The following is a 24,329-nucleotide window of genomic DNA, read 5'->3' as shown; positions in this document are numbered from 1 at the left end:
CGGCACTTCGGCCGACCCATACCGCACATGTTGACGCTCATTTCCGAACAACGGAAATGTTAATGTTAAAGGGGAGAATAAAGCTATGGCAAAAGAAATTGTGGCAATGATCCTTGCCGGTGGACGTGGCTCGCGCTTGTACGCGCTGACACAGAAAACGGCAAAACCCGCAGTGTCCTTCGGCGGTAAGTACCGCATCGTGGACTTCCCGCTGTCCAACTGCGTGAACTCCAACATCGACACCGTTGGCATCGCGACCCAGTATCAGCCCCAGAAGCTGAACGAGTACATCGGCAATGGCCAGCCCTGGGATCTGGATCGTCTGCACGGCGGCGTGCACACCCTGCCGCCCTACGAGCAGGCAAAGGGCACCGACTGGTACAAGGGCACTGCAAACGCCATCTACCAGAACATCGGCTTCATCGACAGCTACGATCCCGAGTATGTGATCATCCTGTCCGGCGACCAGATCTGCAAGCAGGACTATGCCGACTTCCTGCGCTTCCACAAGGAAAAGGGCGCAGAGTTCTCTGTGGCTGTTATGGAAGTGGACTGGAAGGAAGCCTCCCGCTTCGGCCTGATGGTGGCTGACGAGAACGACCGCATCACCGAGTTCCAGGAGAAGCCCCCGGTACCCAAGTCCAATCTGGCTTCCATGGGCATCTACATCTTCAACTGGGATGTGCTGAAGAAGTATCTGGAAGAGGACGAAGCAGACCCCAACTCTAAGAACGATTTTGGCATGAACATCATCCCCGCCCTGCTGCGCGACGGCCGCAAGATGTACGCCTACCGCTTTGCCGGCTACTGGCGTGACGTGGGCACGATCGACAGCCTGTGGGAAGCCAACATGGAAGTGCTGGACCCCGAAAACTCCGGCATCGATATCTTCGACGAGAAGTGGAAGATCTACAGCCGCAACCCGGTCCTGCCTCCGCAGAAGATCGGCCCCCGCGCTGTGGTGCAGGATTCTCTCGTCACGGAGGGCTGCAAGATCTACGGCAATGTGCATCACTCTGTGCTGAGCGCAGGCGTTGTTGTGGAAGAGGGCGCTACCGTTGAGGACGCAGTCCTGATGGACGGCGTTGTGGTCAAGGCTGGTGCTGTTGTCAAGCGCTGCATCCTGGCGGAGGATGTTGTGGTCGGTGCAGGTGCACGAGTGGGCGGCGATGGCCCCATTGCCCATGTGGGCACCGGCCTGACCGTCGGCGCAGGCGCAACCGTCAAGGAAGGTGCCAAAGTCTTTGAATCCGTCAAGGAGGGTATGGAAGTATGCTGAGCCAGAACACCAATGCGTTGGGTATTATTTTCCCCAACAGTTATGATAATACCGTCCCCGAGCTGGTGACCGAGCGCGCAATGGCTTCGATCCCCTTCGCGGGCCGCTACCGTATGGTGGACTTTGTTCTGTCCAGCATGGCAAACTGCGGTATCTCCAATGTCTCCATCGTGGTGCGCAAGAACTACCACTCCCTGATGGATCATCTGGGCACCGGCCGTGAGTGGGATATGGCCCGCCGTCACGGCGGCCTGAACATCGTGCCGCCTTTCGCTGAGAAGGGCGTGCGCATCTATTCCGGCCGTGTGGAAGCTCTGGGCTCCATCATGAACTTCCTGGAGAACCAGAAGGAAAAGTACGTGGTTATGAGCGATGCCAATGTTGCTCTGAACTACGACTTCAACGCCCTGCTGGCCGCCCATCAGGCAAGCGGTGCCGATGTGACCGTCGCTTACCAGAAGACCGAGATCCCCGAGGGCCGCAAGAATGACAACTACACCCTGACCGTTGATGCCGACGGCCGTGTGACCGAGCTGCTGTTCAACGATTACCGCCCCGGCGTGCAGAACCTTGACCTGAACATCTATGTTCTGGAGCGCGAGACCCTGCTCAAGCTGGTCCGGGATGCAACCTCCCGCGGCCTGATCTACTTCGAGCGCGATATTCTGGCCCACAATGTCAACATCCTGAACATCCACGCTCTGGAGTACACCGGCTATGTGGCACATGTCTGTGACATGAAGAGCTACTTCGACGAGAACCTCAAGCTGACCGATGACGAGAATCTGGAAAAGCTGTTCCCCAAGAAGAGCCCGGTCTACACCAAGATCCGCGACGACAACCCCACCCGCTATGTGCCGGGCTGCAAGGTGACCGACTCCATTCTGGCCGACGGCTGCGTCATCGAGGGCACAGTGGAGAACTGCGTGCTGTTCCGCGGCGTCAAGGTCAAGAAGGGTGCCGTCGTCAAGAACTGCGTGCTGATGCAGGATACCGTTGTGGAAGCCAATGCCGAGCTGGACTGCGTTGTTACCGATAAGAACGTGAAGATCACTGCCGGCAAGAAGCTGTCCGGCACCGAGAGCTTCCCGGTGTACGTGCAGAAGAAGCACACCGTCTGATTTTACTGAGTTATCCATAGGGGCGGCTTCCTCCCCGGTAGCCCCTCTTGAGAGGGGCGGGGGCATCTGTGTGCCCCCGCCTGCTCTTTTGTAAAAATGGTTCGTGCTGCCTGCAAGGGCGGTGGGGGAGAACGAAAATATCCCACTATATGGAAGGAGCGATCCTATGAGAATCCTGTATGCTGCTTCGGAAGCTGCCCCTTTTGCAAAGTCCGGCGGTCTGGCCGACGTTGCGGGTGCCCTGCCCAAGGCTCTGGTCAAGGACGGCGTGGATGCCCGCGTCATTATGCCCTTGTACGGCGACCTGAAGTTCCGTGATACGCTGGAGTACGTGACCAATTATTCCGTCCCCGTGGGCTGGCGCAGCCAGTACTGCGGCCTGTTCAAGACCGAGCGGAACGGCGTGACCTACTACTTCCTGGACAACGAGTATTACTTCAAGCGCCGCGGCCTGTACGGCTTCTACGATGACGGCGAGCGTTTCGCCTTCTTCTCCCGCGCCGTTTTAGAGACCCTGTTCTACATCGATTTCACCCCCGATATCATCAACTGCAACGACTGGCAGACCGCTCTGGTGCCGGTGTACCTGAACCTGTACTATCGCCATCTGGATAAGTTCAACCGCATCAAGACCATCTTCACCATCCATAATATCGCTTATCAGGGCAAGTACGGCACCGACATTCTGGAGGACACCTGCGGCATCGGCCGCCGCGACCAGCACATCGTAGAGTACGACGGCTGCGCAAACTTCATGAAAGGTGCTTTCGAGACTGCCGATAAGATCACCACTGTCAGCCCCACCTATGCCATGGAGATCCTCGACCCGTGGTTCAGCTATGGTCTGGACGCTCTGCTGCGCGAGAAGCAGTACAAGCTGTGCGGCATCCTGAACGGCATCGATACCGATTCCAACGATCCCGCTACGGATAAGAACATCCCCTTCAACTACGACATCACCAACTTTGAAGAGGGCAAGGCAAAGTGCAAGGAAGCCCTGCAGGATAAGTTCGGCCTGAACAAGGACGGCAGCCCCGTCTTTGCCATGGTCAGCCGCATGGTCGGCATGAAGGGCTTTGACCTGGTGCAGAGCATCGCCGATGGCCTGGTGGATCGCGGCATCGAGCTGGTCATTCTGGGCAGCGGCGAGAGCCAGTATGAGAACTTCTTCTCCGACCTGTGCGCACGCCATCCGGGCCGCGTTGGCACCTACATCGGCTTCGAGCCGGCCCTGTCGCAGGAGATCTACGCAGGCGCAGATGCCTTCATCATGCCTTCCAAGAGCGAGCCCTGCGGTCTGGCACAGATGGTGGCCTGCCGCTACGGCACGCCTCCCATCGTCCGCGAGACCGGCGGTCTGCGCGACTCCATCCACGACAGCACCATGGGTGAGGGCAACGGCTTCACCTTTGCGGGCTACAATGCCCACGAGCTGTATGTGGCCTGCTGCAACGCACAGAATGCTTACTATGACAAGGAGAACTGGAAGAACCTCGTGCATCACTGCATGGAGTGCGATTTCAGCTGGGATGTCTCCGCCAAGAGCTATGAGGGCCTGTACAACGAGACCGCAAACCTCTGGTAATGTCCTGAAAACTGCATAACGGCTGCCGCCCGGTTCCCAAAGAGCCGGGCGGTTTTTTTGTGTGACCCTCTCAGCTTCGCTTCGCTCAGCAGCTCCCCCGAAAGGGGGAGCTTTATTTGTGCTGCCCGAAAGATGCATAAAAGCTCGCCCTTCGGGAGAGCTGGCGCGTCAGCGCCTGAGAGGGTTCGCCCGTTTTTTGCATTCTGCACAACAGATCCATCAAACTTTTGGTATTGATGTGCCCGCAGACGCACAAACTCCATACAGGGCGTACAGTTACGGCATTAGTGTAAACAAACTATGAAATTTTACTAGAAAACAGTGGAAAATTGATTGAAAAAACGGCCGGTTTGAATTATACTATCGTTATAAGATTTTTCGCTGACTGCAAATCCTTGGCAAAGAATCCAGAATCTGGCTTTTGCAAAGGCACATCACACAGGGAGGAAACGCAGGTTGAAGGGCTGGTATAAGGCACTGGAGGATCTTGTCTGGCTGACCCAGCTGGGCCTGAATATGCTGCTGCCGCTGGTCATGTGTCTGGGCGGTGCATGGTGGGCGGTGAACAACTGGAGCTGGCCGGAATGGGTGTTCCTGCCGGCCATCCTGCTGGGGCTTGCTGCCGGGGCACAGAACTTCTGGTATTTTGCAAAGGAACACATGGACCGCACCAAAAAGGAAAAACCAAAGCGGGTGGGGTTCAACTCGCATCAGTAAACTTAACAGGAGGTTTCCCTTTATGAAACTGCAGCCGGAATCCAAAAAGGAGCTGACCCGCATCGCCTGCGGCACGGCCATCTGTACCGCCGTCATGTGGGTGATCTTTGCAGCTCTGCACCTGGTTGGCTGGGTGAAATTTGATTACACTGTTGTTCTGGGCAGTCTCATCGGCGCGGCCGTGGCCATCGGCAACTTTGCGGGCATCTGCCTCGTGTGCCAGAAGGTCATCGACGAGCAGGATGAGAAACGGCGCAAAGCGACATTGCAGGCTTCCTACAATGTCCGGATGCTTTTGCAGGCGGTGTGGATCATCGTTGCCATCGGGGCACCGGTGTTCCAGCCGTTTGCCGGTGTTCTGCCGCTGCTTTTCCCGCGCGTTACGATCTACTACCTGCAAATAACCGGAAAGTACAAGCCTCTTGCACCGGCCGGGCCTTCGGTGGACGTCTCTGTGGAGGACGACCCCGAACCCGCACCGGAGCCGGAAGCTGAACCCCGTGACGAAGGGGGTGAAACGTAACAAATGGAACTGAACGGCGCAAAGATCCTGTATACCATCCATACGGACATCCCCCTGCTGGGTGATTTCAAGATCTCCCAGACCTTAGTCAGTACCTGGATCGTCATGGCGCTGCTTTCGGGTCTTGCCATCTGGCTGGGCAGCAACCTCAAGCTGGAAAATGTCTCAAAGCGGCAGGCCGCCGCCGAGTTCATCGTAGAACGGCTGGATCAGTTCGTGCACGACAACATGGGCTATCACTTTGATAAGTATATCCCGCTCATCGGCGCGATCTTCGCTCTGAGCATCGGCTGCAACCTCATCAGTGTCATCGGCCTGTGGAGCCCCACAGCCGACCTGAACACCGAGGCGGCGTGGGCCATTGTGGTGTTCGTGCTGATCATGTACTACAAGATCAAGACCAACGGCATCCTTTCCTACCTGAAAGGTCTTTTGGACCCCATCTTCATCATGGCACCCATCAATGTGCTGTCGGAGGTTTCCACCCCCGTCAGTATGGCGTTCCGTCACTTTGGCAACATCTTGTCCGGTACGGTCATTTCCACACTGCTGTACTGGGCGCTGGCAAGCCTGAGCCACGTCATTTTCGGCTGGCTGCCGGGTGCCTTGAGTCAGATCCAGCTGTTCCAGATCGGCATCCCGGCCTTTACGGGCCTGTATTTCGACTGGTTCGGCGGCTGCATTCAGGCGTTCATCTTCTGCACCCTGACCGCAATTTTCATCAAACGTGCTGCCGGTGAGGACTAAGCCCTCACAACGGCATCTCCCAAAACAAAAAACTTTTTTGGAGGACAAATCTTATGACTGACTTTCAGTACCTCGCTCGTGGTATCGCTCTGGCAGGCTGCGGCATCGGCGCAGGCTGCGCACTGATCGCAGGTATCGGCCCCGGTATCGGCGAAGGCAACGCAGCAGCTGCTGCCTGTGAAGCTGTGGGCCGTCAGCCCGAGTGCAAGAGCGACGTTACCAGCACCCTGATCCTGGGCGTTGCACTTTCCGAGACCACCGGTATTTACGGCTTCGTCACCGGCCTGCTGCTGATCTTCCTGGCACCCGGTATGTTCATGAAGTTCCTGGCATAAGCGGAACCTTTTACAAAATAACGAAAGGAGACGCTTATGGAACTGTACCAGGCGTTGATCACGCTGGACGGCTGGACCTTTCTGGCCCAGATCTGCAACCTGATGATCCAGCTGTTCATCTTCAAAAAGTTCCTGCTGAATCCGGTCAAAAACGTGATCGCAGAGCGCAAGGCGAAGGCAGACAGCCAGATCGCCGATGCCACCAAGCTGCGCACCGAAGCCGAAGCCATGAAGGCAGAGTACGAGCAGAACCTGCAGAATGCCCGCACCGAGGCCAACGAGATCGTTGCCAATGCGCAGAAGACGGCCACCGCCCGCGGCGAAGAGATCGTGGGCGAGGCCCGCGCGCAGGCTGCTGCCCTCAAGCAGAAGGCCGAAGCCGACATTGCGCAGGAGCGCAAGAAGGCCGTGAACGAGGTCAAGGACGAGATCGGCGGCATCGCCATGGAGATCGCCTCCAAGGTGGTGGAGCGTGAGATCAGCGAGAAGGACCACAAGGATCTGATCGACGAATTTATCAAAAATGTGGGTGAAGCATCATGACCGAGACTGCAAGGATGTACGGCGGAAGCCTGTACGATCTGGCGGCGGAGGAAGGGCTGGAGGCCCGCATTCTGGGTGAGCTGGACGAAGCCGTGGCGCTTTTTAAGGCAAACCCGGACTACCTGCATCTGCTCAGCACCCCCAGCATCCCGAAAAGAGAGCGCTGCGGCCTGCTGGATGAAGCACTGCGGGATCAGGTCCACCTCTATGTGCTGAACTTTTTGAAGATCCTGTGCGAGAAGGGCACCCTGCGAGAGCTGTCCGGCTGTGCACGGGCTTACCGTGTGCGCTACAATCAGGCACACGGCATTCTGGAAGCAACGGCGACCACTGCAGTGGCAATGACGGAGCAGCAGGCAAAGAGCCTGCACGAAAAGCTGGAAAAGCTCACCGGCAAGACCATCGACCTGAAAACAAAGGTCGATCCGGCAGTGCTGGGCGGCATCCGGCTGGATATCGAAGGCACCGAGCTGGACGGCACGGTGCAGAACCGTCTGGCGGCCCTGCGCAGGGACATTGCTTCCGTGACACTGTGATCGAATTTCCACCCGAAAGATTTTTAAGAATTGAGTGGTGAACAAACAAAGATGCAACTGAAACCTGAAGAGATCTCCAAGATCATCCGTGCGCAGATCAAGCATTACGAAAATGCCATTGAGCAGAGCGAGACCGGCACGGTCATTATGGTGGGCGACGGCATCGCCCGCGCCAGTGGTCTGGAAAAGTGCATGGCAGGTGAGCTGCTTCAGTTTGATAACGGCGAATACGGCATGGCCCAGAATCTGGAGGAGAACACCGTCTCCATCGTTCTGCTGGGCTCCGACGTCGGCATCAAGGAAGGCAGCACTGTCAAGCGCACCGGCAAGGTGGTGTCCGTGCCGGTGGGCGAAGCCATGATCGGCCGCGTGGTCAACGCGCTGGGCCAGCCCATCGACGGCGCAGGCCCCATCGAGACCACCGAGTTCCGCGCCATTGAAAGCCGCGCTCCCGGCATCATCGACCGTCAGCCGGTCAAGGAGCCGCTGCAGACCGGCATCAAGGCCATCGACTCCATGATCCCCATTGGCCGCGGCCAGCGCGAGCTGATCATCGGCGACCGCCAGACCGGCAAGACCACCATCGCCTCCGATACTATCATCAACCAGAAGGGCAAGGATGTCATCTGCATTTACGTTGCCATCGGTCAGAAGCGCTCTACCGTGGCAAACCTTGTGCAGAGCCTGACCGAGGCCGGTGCTATGGGCTACACCATCGTGGTGTCCGCAACGGCATCCGAGCTTTCGCCCCTGCAGTATATCGCACCCTACTCCGGCTGTGCCATGGGCGAATATTTCATGCATCAGGGCAAGCATGTCCTCATCATCTACGACGATCTGTCCAAGCACGCCGTGGCCTACCGTGCACTGTCGCTGCTGATCCGCCGTCCCCCGGGACGTGAGGCCTACCCCGGCGACGTGTTCTATCTGCACTCTCGTCTGCTGGAACGCGCGGCCAAGCTCTCCAATGAGCTGGGCGGCGGCAGCCTGACGGCTCTGCCCATCATCGAGACGCAGGCGGGCGATGTTTCCGCCTACATCCCCACGAATGTCATTTCCATCACCGATGGTCAGATCTTCCTGGAGACGGAGCTGTTCCACTCCGGTGTCATGCCGGCAGTCAACCCCGGCATCTCGGTGTCCCGCGTGGGCGGCAATGCCCAGATCAAGGCCATGAAGAAGGTCGCCGGCACCCTGAAGCTGATCTACTCCCAGTACCGCGAGCTGCAGAGCTTTGCACAGTTCGGTTCCGATCTGGATGCCGACACCAAGGCCCGCCTTGCACAGGGCGAGCGCATCGTGGAAGTGCTCAAGCAGAACCGTTCCGCTCCCGTGCCTGTGGAAAAGCAGGTGGCCATCCTGTATGCGACCATTCACGATCACCTTGTGAAGGTCAAGGTGCCGGACGTGGCCGAGTATGAGAAGGGCCTGTACGAATATCTGGACAACAATGCTGCGGGTGCCGCCGTCATGGAGACCATCCGCACCACCGGCAATCTGGATAAGGACACTGAGGAGCAGCTTAAGAGCGTGCTCACAGCCTATACCGACAGCTTCGTCAAGGCGCACTAAGGAAGGAGGCGTAACGCATGGCTGGTTCCATGAAGGACATCAAGCTGCGCATCAAAAGCGTAGAGAGCACCATGCAGATCACCAAGGCAATGGAACTGGTGGCTTCCTCCAAAATGCGCCGCGCCAAGGAACGGGTGGAGCACAGCCGCCCCTACTTTGAAACGCTGCATGAGACTTTGACCAAGATCGCCGCGGCCGACCCCCGCGCCCGCAACCCCTACCTGCGCCGTGACGAAGTGAAGCGCACCCTGCTCATCGTCATTGCAGGCGACCGCGGCCTTGCCGGCGGATACAATTCCAACGTGCTCAAGCAGGCCGGGGCCGAAGAAGGCGAAGTGCTGGTGCTGCCCATCGGCAAGCGTTCGGCAGAGTATTTCGTCCATCACGAGGTGCCCCTGTTCACGCAGGAGGTGCTGCTGGCGGCAGATGTCTCGGTGGGCGAGTGCTTCCAGCTGTCCCGCCAGATCACGGAAGGATATCTCAAGGGCGAGTACGATGCGGTAAAGATCTGCTACACCCGGTTCGATTCCATGATGACCCAGACCGCAGCCACCATGGAGGTGCTGCCGCTGTCCATCGAACCTACCGAGCAGCAGAAGGCGGATGCCCGCCGCAGCCAGATCCTGTACAAGCCCAGCAGCGAGGAAGTATTCAGCGCAATCATCCCGGAGTATGTGGCAGGCATCGTCTACGGTGCCGTGTGCGAGAGCGTAGCCAGTGAGTTGGCAGCCCGCCGCACTGCCATGGATGCCGCCACCAAGAACGCCGGTGAGATGATCGACCATTTGAACCTGTATTATAACCGTGCCCGTCAGGCTGCCATCACGCAGGAGATCACCGAGATCGTGGCCGGCGCGGAGATTTAAAACCTATCAAAAAGGAGTTGTAGCCTATGTCCGAAAAACATATCGGCAAGGTGCTCCAGGTCATCGGCCCGGTGCTGGACATCCAGTTTGAGGATGGCCAGCTGCCGGAGCTGCTCAACGCCATCGAGATCGACAACCACGGCGAAAAGCTGGTGGTCGAGGTGGCACAGCACACCGGCGATAACGTGGTGCGCTGCATTGCAATGAACAGCACCGATGGTCTGGTGCGCGGCACCGAAGCCGTGGATACCGGCGAACCCATCAAAGTGCCCGTGGGCGACCAGTGTCTGGGCCGCGTGTTCAACCTGCTGGGCGAGCCCGTGGACAACAAGCCCGCCCCGGCCCCGGAGGCCTACTGGCCCATCCACCGCCCTGCTCCCAGCTACGAGGAGCAGCAGTCCACCACCGAGATCCTCGAGACCGGCATCAAGGTCGTGGATCTGATCTGCCCCTACGCAAAGGGCGGCAAGATCGGTCTGTTCGGCGGTGCAGGCGTCGGCAAGACGGTCCTAATCCAGGAGCTGATCTATAACATCGCCACCGAGCACAACGGCTACTCGGTGTTCACCGGCGTTGGCGAGCGCACCCGTGAGGGCAACGACCTGTACGGCGAAATGACCGAGAGCGGCGTTATCAACAAGACTGCGCTGGTCTATGGCCAGATGAACGAACCCCCAGGAGCCCGTATGCGCGTGGCACTGTCCGGCCTGACCATGGCGGAGTATTTCCGCGATGTGAAGAATCAGGATGTGCTGCTCTTCATCGATAACATCTTCCGCTTCACGCAGGCAGGCTCTGAGGTGTCCGCACTGCTGGGCCGTATGCCCTCTGCCGTCGGCTACCAGCCCACGCTGGCCACCGAGATGGGCGCTCTGCAGGAGCGCATCACCTCCACCCGCAAGGGTTCCATCACCTCGGTGCAGGCCGTCTACGTGCCCGCCGATGACCTGACCGACCCGGCCCCTGCCACCACCTTTACCCATCTGGATGCCACCACGGTCCTGAGCCGTGACATTGCTTCGCAGGGCATCTACCCCGCTGTGGACCCGCTGGATTCCACCAGCCGCATCCTCAGCCCGGAGGTCGTGGGTCAGGAGCACTACGAGATCGCCCGCGCCGTCCAGAAGGTGCTGCAGCGCTACAAGGAGCTGCAGGACATCATTGCCATCATGGGTATGGACGAGCTGAGCGAGGAAGACAAGCGCACGGTCAGCCGCGCCCGCAAGGTGCAGCGCTTCCTGAGCCAGAGCTTCCACGTGGCAGAGCAGTTCACCGGTATGCCCGGCCAGTATGTGCCGCTCAAGGAGACCCTGCGCGGCTTCAAGATGATCCTGAACGGCGAGTGCGACGAGCTGCCTGAGAGCGCATTCCTGTTCGCGGGCACCATCGATGACGTGTTCGCAAAAGCGAAGAAAGGGTAAACCATGACGACCTTTCATCTGACGGTGGTCACGCCGGACGGCTGCGCCTTTGACGGGCAGGCCGAGCGCATCGTCTGCCGCGCCATTGACGGCGATCTGGCCATCCTTGCCAAACACGGGGATTACTGCACCGCGCTGGGCATGGGCGAAGCCCATATCGTGGATGCCGAGGGCCAGCGCCGCCGCGCCGCCTGCATGGGCGGGCTGCTGAGCGTGCTGGATGGCGAAGTGCGTCTGGTCGCCACCACATGGGAGTGGGCCGAGGAGATCGATCAGGCCCGCGCCGAGGCTTCCAAGAAGCGCGCGGAGGAGATCCTTGCGCAGAAGAACCTCGACAAGCGGGACTACGAGCTGGCTCAGGCGCGTCTCAAGCGCGCACTGGTGCGTACCTCTATCCACTGAGATAAGAAAAAAGGAGCCATTGCACAACCTGTGCGGTGGCTCCTTTTGCGTGCATGATGAAATTAAAATAAGATTTCCGCTGAACATGCCCAGAGCGAATGCGGAGGGCATTTAAATCGTAAAGACGTTACATCATATTTGCCTTCTCGATCAGGTTACGGATGTGATGGGCCAGCATCTCCACCGCAGCGGTGTTCTCGCCGCCGTTGGGCACAATGATGTCTGCGTTGCGCTTGCTGGGCTCTACAAAGGCCTCGTGCACGGGCTTGACGGTGGTCAGGTACTGATTGATGACGCTGTCCAGACTGCGGCCCCGCTCCTTCACATCCCGCACCAGACGGCGCAGGATGCGCTCGTCGGCATCGGTGTCCACATAGATCTTGTAGTCGAACAGGGCGCACAGCTCCGGCTCCACAAAGGGCAGGATGCCTTCCACGATCAGCACCGGTGCGGGCTCGATGTGCTGTACCTTGTCGCTGCGGTTGTGGTTGGAGTAGTCGTACACCGGGCAGTCGATGGCGCGGCCTGCCTTCAGCTCCTGCAGATGGTAGATCAGCAAAGCGTTGTCAAAAGCATCCGGGTGGTCGTAGTTCAGCTTGCAGCGCTCCTCAAAGGGCAGCTCGTCGTGGCGCTTGTAATAGCTGTCGTGGGAGATCAGGCGCACTTCATCCTCGCCAAAACGCTCCTTCAGCCGCAGAGCAAGGGTGGTCTTGCCGCTGCCGGAGCCGCCTGCAATGCCAATGATCAGATTATTCATAGGGGTCCCTCCTGCATCATCCTGCCGCTTTGGGTGGAAAAAAGGGCAGGAATGGATTATAATAGGTGCAAAGCTGCCTGTCCGGGACACAGCGCCGGGCGGGTTTGTTCCTGTACATCATAACACAAACCGGCACATTTTTACAGCCCCAGGGCTGCAAATGTGTGAGATAAGGGAAAATGCCATGCAGAAAAAACAATTTCAGCAAAATATGAAGGACAAGGTCCGGGTGTTTGAGGATGGCGGCATCCGCCTGCTCAAACGGGGACAGAAGGGCGTGGTACACGCTATTTTCAGCCGTTTTGGCCTAGTGCTGGTTCTGCTGCTTTTACAGGCGTTCGCGCTGTTCAGCCTGCTGCAGTGGTTCGGCGAGCTGCTGCCGCATTATTTTGGCGGCACCCTGCTGGTAACAGCGGCAATGATGGTCTATCTGCTCAATCAGGACATGGACAACAGCGTGCGCATCACATGGCTGGTGGTCACAGCGCTGATGCCGGTGCTGGGCGTGCCGCTGTTCTGGTACACCAAAAGTGATGTGGGCCACAATGCCCTGAAGCGCCGCCTGCTGGATCTGGAGGGCCAGACCCGCGCCCAGCTGCCGCAGAATGAGCAGACCGTGGAGCTTTTGCAGGAGCAGGCACCCGAAGCGATGCCGCTGGCACGGTATCTGCGGGGCAAGGGAGGCGGATTTCCGGTCTATGCCGACACGGTGGCCACCTACTTCAACGGCGGCGAAGCTATGTTCGATGAAATGCTGCGCCAGCTGGAAACGGCAAAAAAATACATCTTTCTGGAATATTTCATCGTGGATGAAGGCCTGATGTGGGGCCGCATTCTGGAAGTGCTGGCCCGCAAGGCGGCGCAGGGGGTGGATGTGCGGGTAATGTATGACGGCACCTGTGAGTTCTCCACCCTGCCGCGGGATTACCCCAGCCGGCTGGAAGCGCTGGGCATCCAGTGCAAGGTGTTCTCGCCGGTCACGCCCTTTGTTTCCACCCACTACAACTACCGCGACCACCGCAAAATTCTGGTCATTGATGGCCAGGTGAGTTTTACCGGCGGCGTGAATCTGGCAGATGAGTACATCAACCACATAGAAAAGTATGGCCGCTGGAAGGACTCGGCCCTGATGCTGGAAGGCGAAGGCGTGCGCTCCATGACGGCACTGTTTTTGCAGATGTGGAGCATCCTGTGCCAGCCGGAGTTTGAGCAGTTCCTGTCCGATCCCATCCCGGCGGCAGCAAACGCCAAGGGCTTTGTGGTGCCCTACGGAGACTGCCCGCTGGACGGTGAGCGGGTGGGCGAAATGGTGTACATGGATATGCTCAACCGCGCCCGGAAGTATGTGCACATCATCACGCCGTATCTGATTTTAGACGGCGAGCTGGAAACGGCCCTGCGCTTTGCGGCAGAGCGCGGTGTGGATGTGCACCTGATCCTGCCCGGCAAGCCGGATAAGTGGTTCGTTTATGCACTGGCCAAGACCCACTACAAGGCGCTGATTTCTTCGGGTGTGAAGATCAGCGAGTGGCAGCCCGGCTTTACCCATGCGAAGATCGTGATCGCCGACGGCGTGGAAGCTGTGGCGGGCACCATCAATCTGGACTACCGCAGCCTGTACCATCACTTTGAAAACGCGGTCTGGATGCGCGGCACCGACTGCATTGCCAACATGGAAGCGGATTTTCAGGATACGCTCACCCGGTGCCGCAGGGTGGAGCAGACGAAAGAAAGTATCTGGCAGGGCAAAAAGCTGCTGCATCTGGCGGGCATCCTGCTCAAGTTTATTGCGCCGCTGGTGTGAAAGACTTCCTCCGTTATGGCTGCGTAATCAGACTGGAGAAGCTCTGAATACAAAAAGGCCCACTGCCTTTCGACAGCGGGCCTTTTGTTACCGATTTAAATAAAAATCAGCGCTTAGTTCTGCTTCATGCGAGCAAAGCAGTCAGAGCAGTAGACCGGACGATCCTCACGGGGCTGGAAGGGGACCTTGCAAGCCTTGCCGCAAGCTGCGCAGACAGCATCGAACATCTGACGCTCACCGCTGTTGCTGCGTGCGCCGCCGTTCTTGCGGGCGTCACGGCAGGGCTTGCAGCGCTGGGGCTGATTCTCGAAGCCGCGAGATGCGTAGAACTCCTGCTCACCAGCAGTCCAAACAAATTCCTTACCGCAGTCCTTGCAGACCAGAGTCTTGTCTTCAAACATAGTAGTATCTCCTCTTTAGTTAGTTCTTGCCCACGGAAGGATTGTAACCATACCTTTGGTTTTGGGACCATCGCGCTGATCAGTAAGCTTACCAGGGGCTTGAATGAATGGACGTCCTCCAATTGAGGACTTTTCTATTGTACCGTTCTTTTTGAAATTTGTCAACCAAAAAACAACCATTCGCCTTGTTATTTGTATAGATAGCACAATCCGACAGGGCTGATTTGGGTAAAATAACTGCCGGAAGATGAAAAAGGGGCTGCCGCACATTCCGTGCAGCAGCCCCTGCAAAGCCCTTTGGAAAACGATTACTTCTCGAGGACTTCCTTGGTGTCGCGGGCGATCATCAGCTCCTCGTCGGTAGCAATGACCAGAGTGCGCACCTTTGCGCCCCAGGCAGTGATCTCGCACACATCGCCCACGGGGTGCTTGTTCTTCTCGGTATCGATGCGGATGCCCAGCCAATCCATGTGGTGGCAGACCTTTGCACGGGCAATTGCATCGTGCTCGCCGATGCCGCCGGTGAAGACGATGGCATCCACGCCGCCCATTGCAGCGATGTAAGCGCCAACGGTCTTCTTGATCTGGTAGTTCAGCATGTCGGAAGCCAGCTGTGCGCGCTTGTTGCCGGCAGCAGCTGCCTCTTCCACGTCACGCTTGTCGCTGGAAACACCGGAGATGCCCAGCAGGCCGGACTTCTTGTTCAGGATCTCGTCCAGCTCGTGGCCGGTGATGTTCAGGGTGTACTTCAGGTAGTTGACCACAGAGGGGTCCAGGTCGCCGCAGCGGGTGCCCATCATCAGGCCGGCCAGCGGGGTCATGCCCATGGAGGTGTCCACGACCTTGCCCTGATCCACAGCGGCAATGGAGGAACCGTTGCCCAGATGGCAGGTGATCAGCTTCAGGCGCTCAATGGGCTCTTCCAGATACTCGGCAGCCTTGTGAGCAACGTACTTGTGGCTGGTGCCGTGGAAGCCGTAGCGGCGCACGCCGTACTTCTCATAGTACTCATACGGAATGGCGTACATATAAGCCTTCGGAGGCATGGTGCTGTGGAAAGCGGTATCGAACACGGCCACCATGGGGATGTTGCCGAACACCTTGCGTGCGGCCTCGATGCCCAGAATGCCGGCGGGGTTGTGCAGGGGAGCCAGAGGGCTCAGCTCGCGGATGGTCTCGATGACCTCGTCGGTGATCAGGCAGCTCTCCTTGAACTTCTCGCCGCCGTGCACGACACGGTGACCGATGGCATCGATCTCGCTGACGTCGTTGATGCACTTGCCTTCGCCGGTGGTCATCTTCTTCACGACCTCGGCAAATGCCTCGGTGTGGGTGGGGAAGATGGCGGGCGTGGTGGCCTTATGGCCGTTGGCCTCGTGGGTGATCATGCTGCTTTCCATGCCAATGCGCTCGCACAGGCCCTTGCACAGCACCTTCTCGCCGTCCATATCGATCAGCTGATACTTCAGGGAAGAAGAGCCGCAGTTAATAACCAGAACTTTCATCTGTGTTGCCTCCTGTATGTTTTTGGTCTGCCCTCTTTTTAAACCTGAGGACAGAATTTTACAGATTCCTGTGTTTATTATATAATAGGGTGGGCGGCTTTTCAAGCCGCAACCCGGGCAAAGCGGTAAAGCTTGTGTACAAGGTTTTTGTACATCCTGCCCACAAATGCGCAAAACCACTGCAGTTTTCTGTATATACGATATAAATTTAACAATCTTTCCGAGGGCGCAGCAGCCCTGCAGAGGAGCTTATCTATGAAATTTGCCGGTATCATTGCAGAGTACGACCCCTTTCACAACGGCCATGCATGGCAGCTGGCGCAGGCAAAAGCGCTGGGAGCACAGCATGTGGCGGTGGCCATGAGCTGCGGGCTGACCCAGCGCGGCGCACTGCCTCTGCTGCCGGAAGCGGTGCGGGTGCAGGCCGCCCTGCAGTGCGGGGCAGATCTGATATTTGCCCTGCCTGCGCCCTGTGCCTGTGCGGGGGCAGAGGCTTTTGCCCGGGCGGGGGTGCGCATCCTTGCCGCCGCCGGGTGCGATGCGCTGGTGTTCGGGGCAGAGACGCCGGACGCAGCCCTGCTGATGGAAGCTGCCCGGGTACTGAACAGCGAGGCCTACCGCACCGAGCTGAAGCGCCGGCTTGCAGCCGGTGCCCGCAGCTTTGCGGCGGCGCGGCAAGCGGCGGTGGAAACGCTCTGCCCTGGCACGGCACTGGCCGCGCTGTTGGATAAGCCCAACAACAATCTGGCAGTGGAATACTGCAAGGCCATTCTGGAACAGGAGGCACCCATGACCCCGGTGCCGCTGCCCCGCGTGGGGGCGGGCCACGGGCAGGCCCTTGCCGAAAGCGGCCACGCACAGTTTGCCAGTGCCAGCGCGCTGCGTGCCCTCTGGGCAGAGCAGGGCGCGGATGCGCTGACTCCTTATGTGCCGGAAAAAGCACTGGGGCTGTATAAAAAAGCGGAAATCGACGGAATGTATACCGACTATGCCGCTGCGGGCCGGTGTGAGCTGGCTCTGCTGCGGGCGGCCTGTGCACGACCGGAACCTTTTGCCGCAGTGCGGGGCGTTTCCGAGGGGCTGGACCACCGGCTGGAAAACGCCGTGCGCAGCTGCACCGGCCTGCCCCAGCTGCTGGACGCGCTGACCACTGTGCGTTACCCCCGGGCCCGGATGCGCCGCCTTGCCATGGATGCAGCACTGGGCTATACGGCAGATACCGTGCCTGCCCTGCCGCCCTATCTGCATTTGCTGGGGGCAAGGCGGGAAGCACTTGTGCTGCTGAAGCATGCATCCCTGCCGCTGAGCCACTCGCTGGCAAAGCTGGAAAAAGAAAACGATGCCTGCGCCCGCATGGCGGCGGCACAGGCAGGAGCCAGCGATTTTGGCGCACTGTGCCGCCGGGTGCCCGGGCCGATGGGGGGAGTATATCGTCAAAAAATTATCTTTTTGACGAATTGACAAAAAATAATCGAAGAAATTTTATGCAGAAACACTTGTGCCCGGACGGTTTGTGGTGTATGATTAAAGCAATGCAATGTTGGATACAACAAATGAGAACGGAATCAGAAAACTGCACGCAATAAGGAGGAAACTTCATGGCACTTCACGTTCTGGACGAAGCCAACCGCTGTCTGGGCTGCAAAAAGCCGCTGTGCCAGCAGGGCTGCCCCATCCACACCAACATCCCGGAGGTCATTCGGCTGCTCAAGGCAAACCAGATGGACGAAGCTGGCAGGATGCTGTTTGAGAATAACCCGCTGACCACCGTTTGTGCGTTGGTGTGCAACCACGAGAACCAGTGCGAGGGCCACTGCGTGCGCAACCGGATGCCCAGCCACGACCCGGTGCACTTCTCCATTATTGAGGACTACATTTCCACGACCTACGCCAACAAAATGACCGCCGGCCCTGCCCCCAAAAATGGCATGAAGGCGGCAGTCGTTGGCTCCGGCCCGGCGGGCCTGACCATTGCGGTGCTGCTGGCACGCTGGGGCTACGATGTGACCATCTTTGATGCCCGCGATAAAATTGGCGGCGTCATGCGCTACGGCATCCCCAACTATCGCCTGCCGGACAGCGTGCTGGACGATTTCCAGTACCGCCATCTGGAGCTGAAGGGCATCAAGGTGCGGCCCAACACCACCATCGGCAAGACCATCACCATCGATGATCTGTTCCGCGACGGCTACAAGAGCGTGTTCATCGGTGCCGGTCTGTGGAAGGCAAACGCCATGCATATCAAGGGCGAAACTTTGGGAAATGTAGCCTTTGGCATCGATTATCTGGCAAACTCCAAGGCGTTCCGTCTGGGCAGCGATGTTGCGGTGATCGGCGTGGGCAACTCTGCCATGGACTGCGCCCGCACCGCCATCCGCAACGGTGCCCGCCACGTCACCTGCTATGCCCGCCGCGACGAGAGCTGCATCAGTGCTTCCGAGTACGAGGTGAGCTATGCAAAGCTGGAGGGCGTGGGCTTCCGCTTCTGCAAAGCACCGGTGGAGATCCGCGAGAACGGCCTGATCTGCCGCGATACCGTCAAGGGCGAAGATGGCAGGTTCACTCAGGTGGAGGGCAGTGAGATTTTCTACCCCCACACCGGCGTCATCGTCTCGGTGAGCCAGGGCTCGGAGAGCAACCTCGTCAAGACCACTACCGGCATCGAGACCAACCAGAAGGGTCTGCTCACCGTCAGCGAGGACGGCAGCACCACCCGCGAGGGCGTATTTGCCGGCGGCGATGCCGTGATGGGCGCACGCACCGTGGTGGAGGCGGTGGCTGTGGCCAAGAAGGTGGCCGAGAGCATGGATGCTTACATGAAGAGCCTGCCTGCAGAAGAAGTGGCTGACCCCTACGCCAATATCCCGGTGTTCCAGACCCCCACCTCGGACGTGCTGGCAAAGCAGGAGATCTGACGAAATAAAGACAAACTTGGAAGAAACTGTAAAGCTTTTGCGTCTTTGCCGATCTTTGCCGCTCCGTTTGTTGACGGGGCGGCTTTTGCCTTGTATACTATTCATATACTTGTTTATGATTTGTACAAACTGGATATAAAACGGTGAAAGGCGGTGGACGCTATCCTGAAAGCATCCCTCCCGAAACTGCGGGAAAAACTATTGGAAGCGCTGCAGGCAGTGCTGCCCATTGCAGCCATCGTGCTGGTGCTCTGCTTTACCATTGCGCCGGTGTCGCCCAGCATCCTGCTGTGCTTTTTGCTGGGGGCCGCCATGATCGTGGTGGGCATCATGTTCTTCACACTGGGCGCGGAGATGAGCATGACCCCCATGGGCGAGCGCGTGGGTGCGGTGATCACCAAAAGCCGGAAGCTGCCGGTGATCTTGGGCATCGGCTTTCTGCTGGGCTTCCTCATCACCATTTCGGAGCCGGACCTGCAGGTGCTGGCAAATCAGGTGCCCTCCATCCCGAACCGCACCCTTATTTTATCGGTGGCGGCGGGCGTGGGCCTGTTTCTGGTGTTTGCCTTCCTGCGTATGCTCATTGGCATCTCGCTGCCAAAGCTGCTGGTGCTGTTCTACGGCATGATCTTTCTTCTGGCGGCGTTTGTGCCCAAGGAATTTCTTGCTGTGGCCTTTGATTCCGGCGGCGTGACCACCGGCCCCATGACGGTGCCCTTCATCATGGCACTGGGCGTGGGTGTGTCAGCTATCCGTGGCGACCGCCACGCGGCGGACGACAGCTTTGGTCTGGTGGCCATGTGCTCCATCGGCCCCATTCTGGCAGTGCTCATTCTGGGCATCGTGTTCCGCGCCTCGGACAGCACCTATATCCCGCCGGTGCTGCCGGAGGTGAGCGATTCGGTGGAGCTGTGGCAGCTGTTCCATGTCAGCCTGCCTACGTATCTGGAAGAGATCGCTGTCTCGCTGCTGCCCATCATCGTGATGTTCGGCATTTTTCAATTTGTGGCTCTGCACATGGACCGCCGGTCGCTGGGCCGCATTGCGGTGGGTCTTGCGTATACCTACGTGGGCCTTGTGCTGTTCCTCACCGGCGCAAATGTGGGCTTTATGCCCGCCGGTAATTATCTGGGTCAGGTGCTGGCCGGGCAGAGCTTCCGCTGGATCATCATTCCCATTGGAATGCTCATCGGTTACTTCATCGTCAAGGCCGAGCCGGCCGTCTATGTGCTGAACAAGCAGGTGGAAGAGGTGACCGACGGTGCCATTTCGGCCAAGGCCATGGGCATGGCACTCTCGGCAGGTGTTTCCATCTCGGTGGGCCTTGCCATGGTGCGGGTGCTCACCGGCGTTTCCATTTTGTGGTTCCTCGTGCCGGGCTATGTGTTTGCCATCGGCATCTCCTTTGTGGTGCCAAAGCTGTTCACCGCCATTGCATTTGACGCGGGCGGCGTGGCATCCGGCCCCATGACGGCCACCTTCCTGCTGCCGCTGGCACAGGGTGCCTGCGTGGCCGTGGGCGGCAATATCGTCACCGACGCTTTCGGCGTGGTGGCCATGGTGGCCATGACCCCGCTCATTACGGTGCAGCTGATGGGCCTTGTGGCACAGCTGCGCACCCGCAAGGCCCGGCGGCTGCAGCCTGCGGCCATGGGTGCGGCCTTTGCCGGTCTGCCGGACGATGATATCATTGAACTGTAAGGAGGGCGCGGCATGAGTTCGTTGTTTTTGATGGTGACCATCACCGACCGCCGCTCCACCGATGCCTTTTTGCAGCTGTACCAGCAGCGCGGCGTGGATGTGAACCTGCGCACGGTGGGCAGCGGCACAGCGGTGCGGGAGACTCTGGCCACGCTGGGTCTGGAAAAGACCGAGAAGGCCGTGCTGCTGGCGGTGGTGACAGAGGATACATGGAAGGCCGTCCGGACAGACCTGCGCCGCAAAATGCGCATCGACGTGCCGGGCACCGGCATTGCATTCACGGTGCCGCTGAGCAGCATCGGCGGCAGAAGGGCGCTGATGTTCCTCACCCAGCACCAGCCGCTGACATTGAAGGAGGAGAGCACCTTGAAGGATACCCGTTACGAACTGCTGCTGGTAATTGCCAATCAGGGCCACACCGGCACCATTATGGATGCCGCCCGCGCAGCAGGTGCTGGCGGTGGCACGGTGATCCACGCCAAGGGTACCGGCATGGAAGGCGCAGCCCAGTTCCTTGGCGTGGAGCTGGTGAATGAAAAAGAGCTGGTGCTCATCGTGGCCCGCACGCCGGAAAAGAACCGCATCATGAAAGCCATCATGGACGGTGCCGGGCCAAAGGCGGGTGCGATCGTGTTCTCGCTGCCGGTGACGGATACCGCCGGTCTGCGTCTGCTGGAGGACGAGGAACCGGTGCAGGAGACTTCTGCGCAGTAAACAACAAAAAGTAATTTATTCCGGGATTATTCCGCATTTATGGGCGAAACGCTTGATAAATGCGGATTTTTTCGTTATCATAGAAGAAAGAAATTCAAGAATGAGGGACAAAAGATGATAAAGCTTTCATATGAGCAGCAGATCGCATTCAATTCGCTGTCCATCATCGTGGGCAATGCACTGTATGCGCTCACGGTGGTGCTGTTTCTTGTGCCGTCAGGCCTGATCACCGGCGGTGCCACCGGCATCGCACTGGGCATCAACCGTGCATTGGGACTGCCGGTGTCCGGTGTGTTGTTCGTCATCAACATGACCATGCTTACGGTGGGCTGGGTGCTGCTGGGGCGGCACTTTGCCATCACCACCATTGCCAGCACCGTGCTCAGCCCCCTGTTTCTGGCCCTGTGGGAGCGGGTGTTCACAGGCTTTGTGCTCACCGATGATCTGGTGCTCAACACCATTTTTGCAGGCCTCGGCGTAGGCATTTCGCTGGGCATCACCATCCGGGCAGGCGCATCCACCGGCGGCATGGACATCCCTCCGCTGGTGCTGAACAAATATTTCCACATCCCGGTGTCGGCCAGTATGCTGGTGTTCGATATGCTCATCCTCTGCCTGCAGGCGGCGTTCAGCCCGCTGCAGCAGTGTCTGTACGGCATCGTGATGGTGATCGTGTATACGGTGGTGCTGGACAAGGTGCTCATCTTCGGCACTACCCGCACTGAGGTAAAGATCATCAGCCAGCACGCCGATGATATCCGCGAGGCCATCTTCACCCAGCTGGACCGCGGTGTGACCGTGCTGCATGGCGAGGGAGGCTACAGCCACGAGCCGGAGCAGGTGCTGCTGAGCATCGTGAGCAACCGCCAGCTGCCGAAGCTGGAAAAGCTGGCCCATGCCATCGACCCCACCTGCTTTATGATCGTGAGCCATGTGACCGAGGTGAGCGGGCGCGGCTTCTCGCTGGATAAGAATTACCAGTAAACGCTGAAAATCCCAGCAGATACTTGAAAAACAGTACCGGTTTAGGGTATAGTATAGAAGAACGGTAGGTTATGCCGTGATTTTACCCAACAGGAAAGGAAAACCATCATGTTTGATATTTTCAATATGCTCAAGAAGGAAGAACACAAGGACGCAAAGCAGGTGACCCGCGAGACCATCATCGGCGATATCCTGGATATGGACCAGACCACCGCTCCCTACTTCATGGAGATCGGCATGCACTGTCTGGGCTGCCCTGCATCCCGCGGCGAGAGCATCGAGGAGGCCTGTGCTGTCCACGGCGTGGACTGCGATGAGCTGATCGAGAAGCTGAACGAGCATCTGGCCGCAAAGAAGGCATAAATTGCTGCCCACACTGGATGCGCGTCTGGCTGCCGCCGCAGAGCTTGTGCGGCCGGGAGAGCCGGTGGCAGACATCGGCTGCGACCACGGCAAGCTGACGGCGGTGCTGGCGGCTTCGGGAAAATACCCGAAGGTGATCGGTGCCGACCTGCGGCCCGGCCCGCTGGCAAAGGCAGAGCAGACGCTGGAACATGCAGGCTGTAAAGACCGCGCTGAGCTTCGGCTTGGCGACGGTCTTTCTGTGCTTACGGAGAACGAAGTAGGCAGCATCGTGCTGGCTGGCGTTTCCGCCCAGACCACTTGGGAAATTTTAGAGAAAGCCCCGTGGGTGTTCACCGTGGGAGGGCCGCGGATCATCATGATCCCGGCCACCCGCCACGACGCGCTGCGCCGCTGGTTGTGGGAGCATGGCTTCTCCTTTGCAGCCGACCGCCCGGTGCAGGCGGCGGGCCGCTGGTACGCGGTGATGGCGGCGGAGTACACTGGCAGGGTGTATGCGCCCACCTTTGCCGAGTGCCTGTTTGGCAGTACGGGAGAGTGGCCCGAGGGAAAAGGCTACGCCGACTGGCAGAAGGCAAAGCTGCCCCGGATGCGCCTTGGCGTGCCGGATGGCAGTCCGCTTGCCGCCGAGATCGATGCAATTTTAAAAGAGGGGACAGAAGGATGACAACAGTACGGCAGGTATACGAAGCAATGCAGGCCATCGCGCCGCTGGAGCTGGCGGAACACTGGGATAATCCCGGCCTGCTGGTGGACTGCGGCGGGCAGATGCACCGGGTGCTGGCAGCACTGGACATCACCCCCGAAGTGGTGGCCGAAGCCGCTGCAAAGCAGTGTGAGATGATCGTGTCCCACCACCCGGTCATTTTTGATCCGCTCAAAAAGATCGGCCCGCAGGATGTGCCTTTCCAGCTGGTGCAGGCGGGCATTTCTGCCATCTGTATGCACACCAATCTGGATGCTGCCGAGGGCGGCGTGAACGAAGTGCTGGCAGGCATCTTTGACATGAAGAATATGGAAACCTTTGCCGAGGGCTGCGGCCGTGTGGGAGCCATTGAAGAAATCGCGGTTCCGGAGCTTGCCCGCAAGGCACAGCAGGAGCTTGCTGCGCGCTGCAACCAGCCGAAGAACGGCCCGGCGGTGCAGGTGAAGTTTGTGGATGCGGGTAAGCCGGTCAAGCGCTTGGCGGTCATCAGCGGTGCGGGCGGAAGCCTGTTTGCAGATGCCATTGCTATGGGCGCGGACTGCCTGCTGACCGGTGAAGCCAACCACCACCACGCCATCGATGCCAAGCGGCTGGGCCTTTCGCTCATTACGGCGGGCCACTATGCCACCGAATTTCCGGTGACTGCCGCCGTGGCTGCAAAGCTGCGCGCCGCCCTGCCGGAGCTGGAAGTGCTGGTGAGCACTGAAAACCGGGATCCGTATACGTATTTATAAGGGAAAGCTGCTGCTTTTTCTTGCAGCGATTTTCCGGCTGAGATGAAGATTGCCGCTGCAGCCTCTTCTGTGAAAGAGTAATTCGGCAAAGCCCGTAG

General features: G+C 58.8%; 25 protein-coding genes. 22 read left to right on the top strand and 3 right to left on the bottom strand.

Annotation, left to right across the window (positions count from 1 at the left end):
• Positions 1–85: 85 nt before the first annotated feature.
• From GKG36_RS05885 to atpC, 13 genes are all read left to right on the top strand, one after another.
• Positions 86–1,279: a glucose-1-phosphate adenylyltransferase gene (locus tag GKG36_RS05885; RefSeq protein WP_005938116.1), complete on the top strand. Its 1,194-nt coding sequence runs from the start codon at positions 86–88 to the stop codon at positions 1,277–1,279.
• Positions 1,273–2,400 (top strand): glucose-1-phosphate adenylyltransferase subunit GlgD, encoded by a 1,128-nt coding sequence (gene glgD / locus GKG36_RS05880; protein ID WP_005938113.1) that lies wholly within the window; start codon positions 1,273–1,275, stop codon positions 2,398–2,400. Before GKG36_RS05885 ends, glgD begins: the two co-directional genes overlap by 7 nt.
• Positions 2,401–2,566: 166 nt before the next feature.
• Positions 2,567–3,985 (top strand): glycogen/starch synthase, encoded by a 1,419-nt coding sequence (locus GKG36_RS05875; protein WP_097774381.1) that lies wholly within the window; start codon positions 2,567–2,569, stop codon positions 3,983–3,985.
• A gap of 456 nt (positions 3,986–4,441) precedes the next feature.
• Complete coding sequence (locus GKG36_RS05870; protein ID WP_044953278.1) at positions 4,442–4,702, top strand: AtpZ/AtpI family protein; 261 nt, start codon at positions 4,442–4,444, stop codon at positions 4,700–4,702.
• A 22-nt stretch (positions 4,703–4,724) separates the two neighbouring features.
• On the top strand, positions 4,725–5,225 hold the full coding sequence (locus GKG36_RS05865; RefSeq protein WP_005938105.1) for an ATP synthase subunit I: 501 nt from the start codon (positions 4,725–4,727) through the stop codon (positions 5,223–5,225).
• A 3-nt stretch (positions 5,226–5,228) separates the two neighbouring features.
• Entirely contained in the window at positions 5,229–5,972 is a 744-nt protein-coding gene (locus tag GKG36_RS05860; protein WP_154259627.1) for a F0F1 ATP synthase subunit A, read from the top strand.
• A gap of 53 nt (positions 5,973–6,025) precedes the next feature.
• On the top strand, positions 6,026–6,307 hold the full coding sequence (gene atpE, locus GKG36_RS05855) for an ATP synthase F0 subunit C (protein WP_005930278.1): 282 nt from the start codon (positions 6,026–6,028) through the stop codon (positions 6,305–6,307).
• Positions 6,308–6,343: 36 nt separating this feature from the next.
• A complete protein-coding gene (gene atpF / locus GKG36_RS05850) occupies positions 6,344–6,850 on the top strand; it encodes a F0F1 ATP synthase subunit B (protein ID WP_005938099.1) in 507 nt (168 codons plus the stop codon).
• Positions 6,847–7,386 (top strand): ATP synthase F1 subunit delta, encoded by a 540-nt coding sequence (gene atpH, locus GKG36_RS05845; protein ID WP_097781253.1) that lies wholly within the window; start codon positions 6,847–6,849, stop codon positions 7,384–7,386. Before atpF ends, atpH begins: the two co-directional genes overlap by 4 nt.
• Before the next feature lie 51 nt (positions 7,387–7,437).
• On the top strand, positions 7,438–8,958 hold the full coding sequence (gene atpA, locus GKG36_RS05840) for a F0F1 ATP synthase subunit alpha (protein ID WP_097774385.1): 1,521 nt from the start codon (positions 7,438–7,440) through the stop codon (positions 8,956–8,958).
• A gap of 17 nt (positions 8,959–8,975) precedes the next feature.
• Positions 8,976–9,824 carry an ATP synthase F1 subunit gamma gene (atpG, locus tag GKG36_RS05835; RefSeq protein ID WP_005938091.1) on the top strand — a complete coding sequence of 283 codons (849 nt, stop codon included), beginning with the start codon at positions 8,976–8,978 and terminating at the stop codon, positions 9,822–9,824.
• A 26-nt stretch (positions 9,825–9,850) separates the two neighbouring features.
• Positions 9,851–11,245 (top strand): F0F1 ATP synthase subunit beta, encoded by a 1,395-nt coding sequence (gene atpD, locus GKG36_RS05830; protein ID WP_005938088.1) that lies wholly within the window; start codon positions 9,851–9,853, stop codon positions 11,243–11,245.
• A 3-nt stretch (positions 11,246–11,248) separates the two neighbouring features.
• The gene (gene atpC / locus GKG36_RS05825) at positions 11,249–11,647 is read left to right on the top strand and encodes an ATP synthase F1 subunit epsilon (protein WP_005938085.1); all 399 of its coding nucleotides are present in this window, start codon (positions 11,249–11,251) and stop codon (positions 11,645–11,647) included.
• A 127-nt stretch (positions 11,648–11,774) separates the two neighbouring features.
• On the opposite strand, the gene udk is transcribed toward atpC, so the two are convergent.
• Positions 11,775–12,404: a uridine kinase gene (udk, locus tag GKG36_RS05820; protein WP_154259625.1), complete on the bottom strand. Its 630-nt coding sequence runs from the start codon at positions 12,402–12,404 to the stop codon at positions 11,775–11,777.
• Between the two features lie 184 nt (positions 12,405–12,588).
• Between udk and GKG36_RS05815 the strand changes: the two genes are divergently transcribed.
• On the top strand, positions 12,589–14,208 hold the full coding sequence (locus GKG36_RS05815) for a phospholipase D-like domain-containing protein (protein ID WP_154259623.1): 1,620 nt from the start codon (positions 12,589–12,591) through the stop codon (positions 14,206–14,208).
• Between the two features lie 113 nt (positions 14,209–14,321).
• On the opposite strand, the gene GKG36_RS05810 is transcribed toward GKG36_RS05815, so the two are convergent.
• Positions 14,322–14,609 (bottom strand): zinc-ribbon domain containing protein, encoded by a 288-nt coding sequence (locus tag GKG36_RS05810; RefSeq protein WP_005921120.1) that lies wholly within the window; start codon positions 14,607–14,609, stop codon positions 14,322–14,324.
• A 308-nt stretch (positions 14,610–14,917) separates the two neighbouring features.
• Positions 14,918–16,114 carry an acetate kinase gene (locus GKG36_RS05805; protein ID WP_097781256.1) on the bottom strand — a complete coding sequence of 399 codons (1,197 nt, stop codon included), beginning with the start codon at positions 16,112–16,114 and terminating at the stop codon, positions 14,918–14,920.
• A 255-nt stretch (positions 16,115–16,369) separates the two neighbouring features.
• Between GKG36_RS05805 and GKG36_RS05800 the strand changes: the two genes are divergently transcribed.
• The 8 genes from GKG36_RS05800 (at position 16,370) to GKG36_RS05765 (ending at position 24,231) form a co-directional block, all read left to right on the top strand.
• The gene (locus GKG36_RS05800) at positions 16,370–17,575 is read left to right on the top strand and encodes a nucleotidyltransferase family protein (protein ID WP_154259621.1); all 1,206 of its coding nucleotides are present in this window, start codon (positions 16,370–16,372) and stop codon (positions 17,573–17,575) included.
• Positions 17,576–17,712: 137 nt separating this feature from the next.
• Positions 17,713–19,029 (top strand): NAD(P)-dependent oxidoreductase, encoded by a 1,317-nt coding sequence (locus GKG36_RS05795; RefSeq protein WP_097774390.1) that lies wholly within the window; start codon positions 17,713–17,715, stop codon positions 19,027–19,029.
• Between the two features lie 153 nt (positions 19,030–19,182).
• Positions 19,183–20,730 (top strand): DUF1538 domain-containing protein, encoded by a 1,548-nt coding sequence (locus GKG36_RS05790; RefSeq protein ID WP_097777138.1) that lies wholly within the window; start codon positions 19,183–19,185, stop codon positions 20,728–20,730.
• 12 nt (positions 20,731–20,742) lie between these two features.
• The gene (locus GKG36_RS05785) at positions 20,743–21,444 is read left to right on the top strand and encodes a hypothetical protein (protein ID WP_005938065.1); all 702 of its coding nucleotides are present in this window, start codon (positions 20,743–20,745) and stop codon (positions 21,442–21,444) included.
• Positions 21,445–21,558: 114 nt separating this feature from the next.
• On the top strand, positions 21,559–22,428 hold the full coding sequence (locus tag GKG36_RS05780) for a YitT family protein (protein WP_173012891.1): 870 nt from the start codon (positions 21,559–21,561) through the stop codon (positions 22,426–22,428).
• Positions 22,429–22,536: 108 nt separating this feature from the next.
• Complete coding sequence (locus tag GKG36_RS05775) at positions 22,537–22,791, top strand: DUF1858 domain-containing protein (protein ID WP_005938058.1); 255 nt, start codon at positions 22,537–22,539, stop codon at positions 22,789–22,791.
• A 1-nt stretch (position 22,792) separates the two neighbouring features.
• Positions 22,793–23,458, top strand: coding sequence for a class I SAM-dependent methyltransferase (locus GKG36_RS05770; protein WP_154259616.1), 666 nt, complete (start codon positions 22,793–22,795; stop codon positions 23,456–23,458).
• Complete coding sequence (locus GKG36_RS05765) at positions 23,455–24,231, top strand: Nif3-like dinuclear metal center hexameric protein (RefSeq protein ID WP_154259614.1); 777 nt, start codon at positions 23,455–23,457, stop codon at positions 24,229–24,231. Before GKG36_RS05770 ends, GKG36_RS05765 begins: the two co-directional genes overlap by 4 nt.
• Positions 24,232–24,329: the final 98 nt, after the last annotated feature.

The sequence above is a fragment of the Faecalibacterium sp. BIOML-A1 genome (genome assembly GCF_009679715.1).
Classification (GTDB): domain Bacteria; phylum Bacillota; class Clostridia; order Oscillospirales; family Ruminococcaceae; genus Faecalibacterium; species Faecalibacterium taiwanense.
This window is presented reverse-complemented; position numbering and strand designations above follow the sequence as displayed.

Bases quoted from the DNA above. Each gene is read 5' to 3' on its own strand.
- GKG36_RS05885 (WP_005938116.1), top strand. From the start codon at position 86: ATGGCAAAAGAAATTGTGGCAATGATCCTTGCCGGTGGACGTGGCTCG.
- glgD (WP_005938113.1), top strand. From the start codon at position 1,273: ATGCTGAGCCAGAACACCAATGCGTTGGGTATTATTTTCCCCAACAGT.
- GKG36_RS05875 (WP_097774381.1), top strand. From the start codon at position 2,567: ATGAGAATCCTGTATGCTGCTTCGGAAGCTGCCCCTTTTGCAAAGTCC.
- GKG36_RS05865 (WP_005938105.1), top strand. From the start codon at position 4,725: ATGAAACTGCAGCCGGAATCCAAAAAGGAGCTGACCCGCATCGCCTGC.
- GKG36_RS05860 (WP_154259627.1), top strand. From the start codon at position 5,229: ATGGAACTGAACGGCGCAAAGATCCTGTATACCATCCATACGGACATC.
- atpE (WP_005930278.1), top strand. From the start codon at position 6,026: ATGACTGACTTTCAGTACCTCGCTCGTGGTATCGCTCTGGCAGGCTGC.
- atpF (WP_005938099.1), top strand. From the start codon at position 6,344: ATGGAACTGTACCAGGCGTTGATCACGCTGGACGGCTGGACCTTTCTG.
- atpH (WP_097781253.1), top strand. From the start codon at position 6,847: ATGACCGAGACTGCAAGGATGTACGGCGGAAGCCTGTACGATCTGGCG.
- atpA (WP_097774385.1), top strand. From the start codon at position 7,438: ATGCAACTGAAACCTGAAGAGATCTCCAAGATCATCCGTGCGCAGATC.
- atpG (WP_005938091.1), top strand. From the start codon at position 8,976: ATGGCTGGTTCCATGAAGGACATCAAGCTGCGCATCAAAAGCGTAGAG.
- atpD (WP_005938088.1), top strand. From the start codon at position 9,851: ATGTCCGAAAAACATATCGGCAAGGTGCTCCAGGTCATCGGCCCGGTG.
- atpC (WP_005938085.1), top strand. From the start codon at position 11,249: ATGACGACCTTTCATCTGACGGTGGTCACGCCGGACGGCTGCGCCTTT.
- udk (WP_154259625.1), bottom strand. From the start codon at position 12,404: ATGAATAATCTGATCATTGGCATTGCAGGCGGCTCCGGCAGCGGCAAG.
- GKG36_RS05815 (WP_154259623.1), top strand. From the start codon at position 12,589: ATGCAGAAAAAACAATTTCAGCAAAATATGAAGGACAAGGTCCGGGTG.
- GKG36_RS05810 (WP_005921120.1), bottom strand. From the start codon at position 14,609: ATGTTTGAAGACAAGACTCTGGTCTGCAAGGACTGCGGTAAGGAATTT.
- GKG36_RS05805 (WP_097781256.1), bottom strand. From the start codon at position 16,114: ATGAAAGTTCTGGTTATTAACTGCGGCTCTTCTTCCCTGAAGTATCAG.
- GKG36_RS05800 (WP_154259621.1), top strand. From the start codon at position 16,370: ATGAAATTTGCCGGTATCATTGCAGAGTACGACCCCTTTCACAACGGC.
- GKG36_RS05795 (WP_097774390.1), top strand. From the start codon at position 17,713: ATGGCACTTCACGTTCTGGACGAAGCCAACCGCTGTCTGGGCTGCAAA.
- GKG36_RS05785 (WP_005938065.1), top strand. From the start codon at position 20,743: ATGAGTTCGTTGTTTTTGATGGTGACCATCACCGACCGCCGCTCCACC.
- GKG36_RS05780 (WP_173012891.1), top strand. From the start codon at position 21,559: ATGATAAAGCTTTCATATGAGCAGCAGATCGCATTCAATTCGCTGTCC.
- GKG36_RS05775 (WP_005938058.1), top strand. From the start codon at position 22,537: ATGTTTGATATTTTCAATATGCTCAAGAAGGAAGAACACAAGGACGCA.
- GKG36_RS05765 (WP_154259614.1), top strand. From the start codon at position 23,455: ATGACAACAGTACGGCAGGTATACGAAGCAATGCAGGCCATCGCGCCG.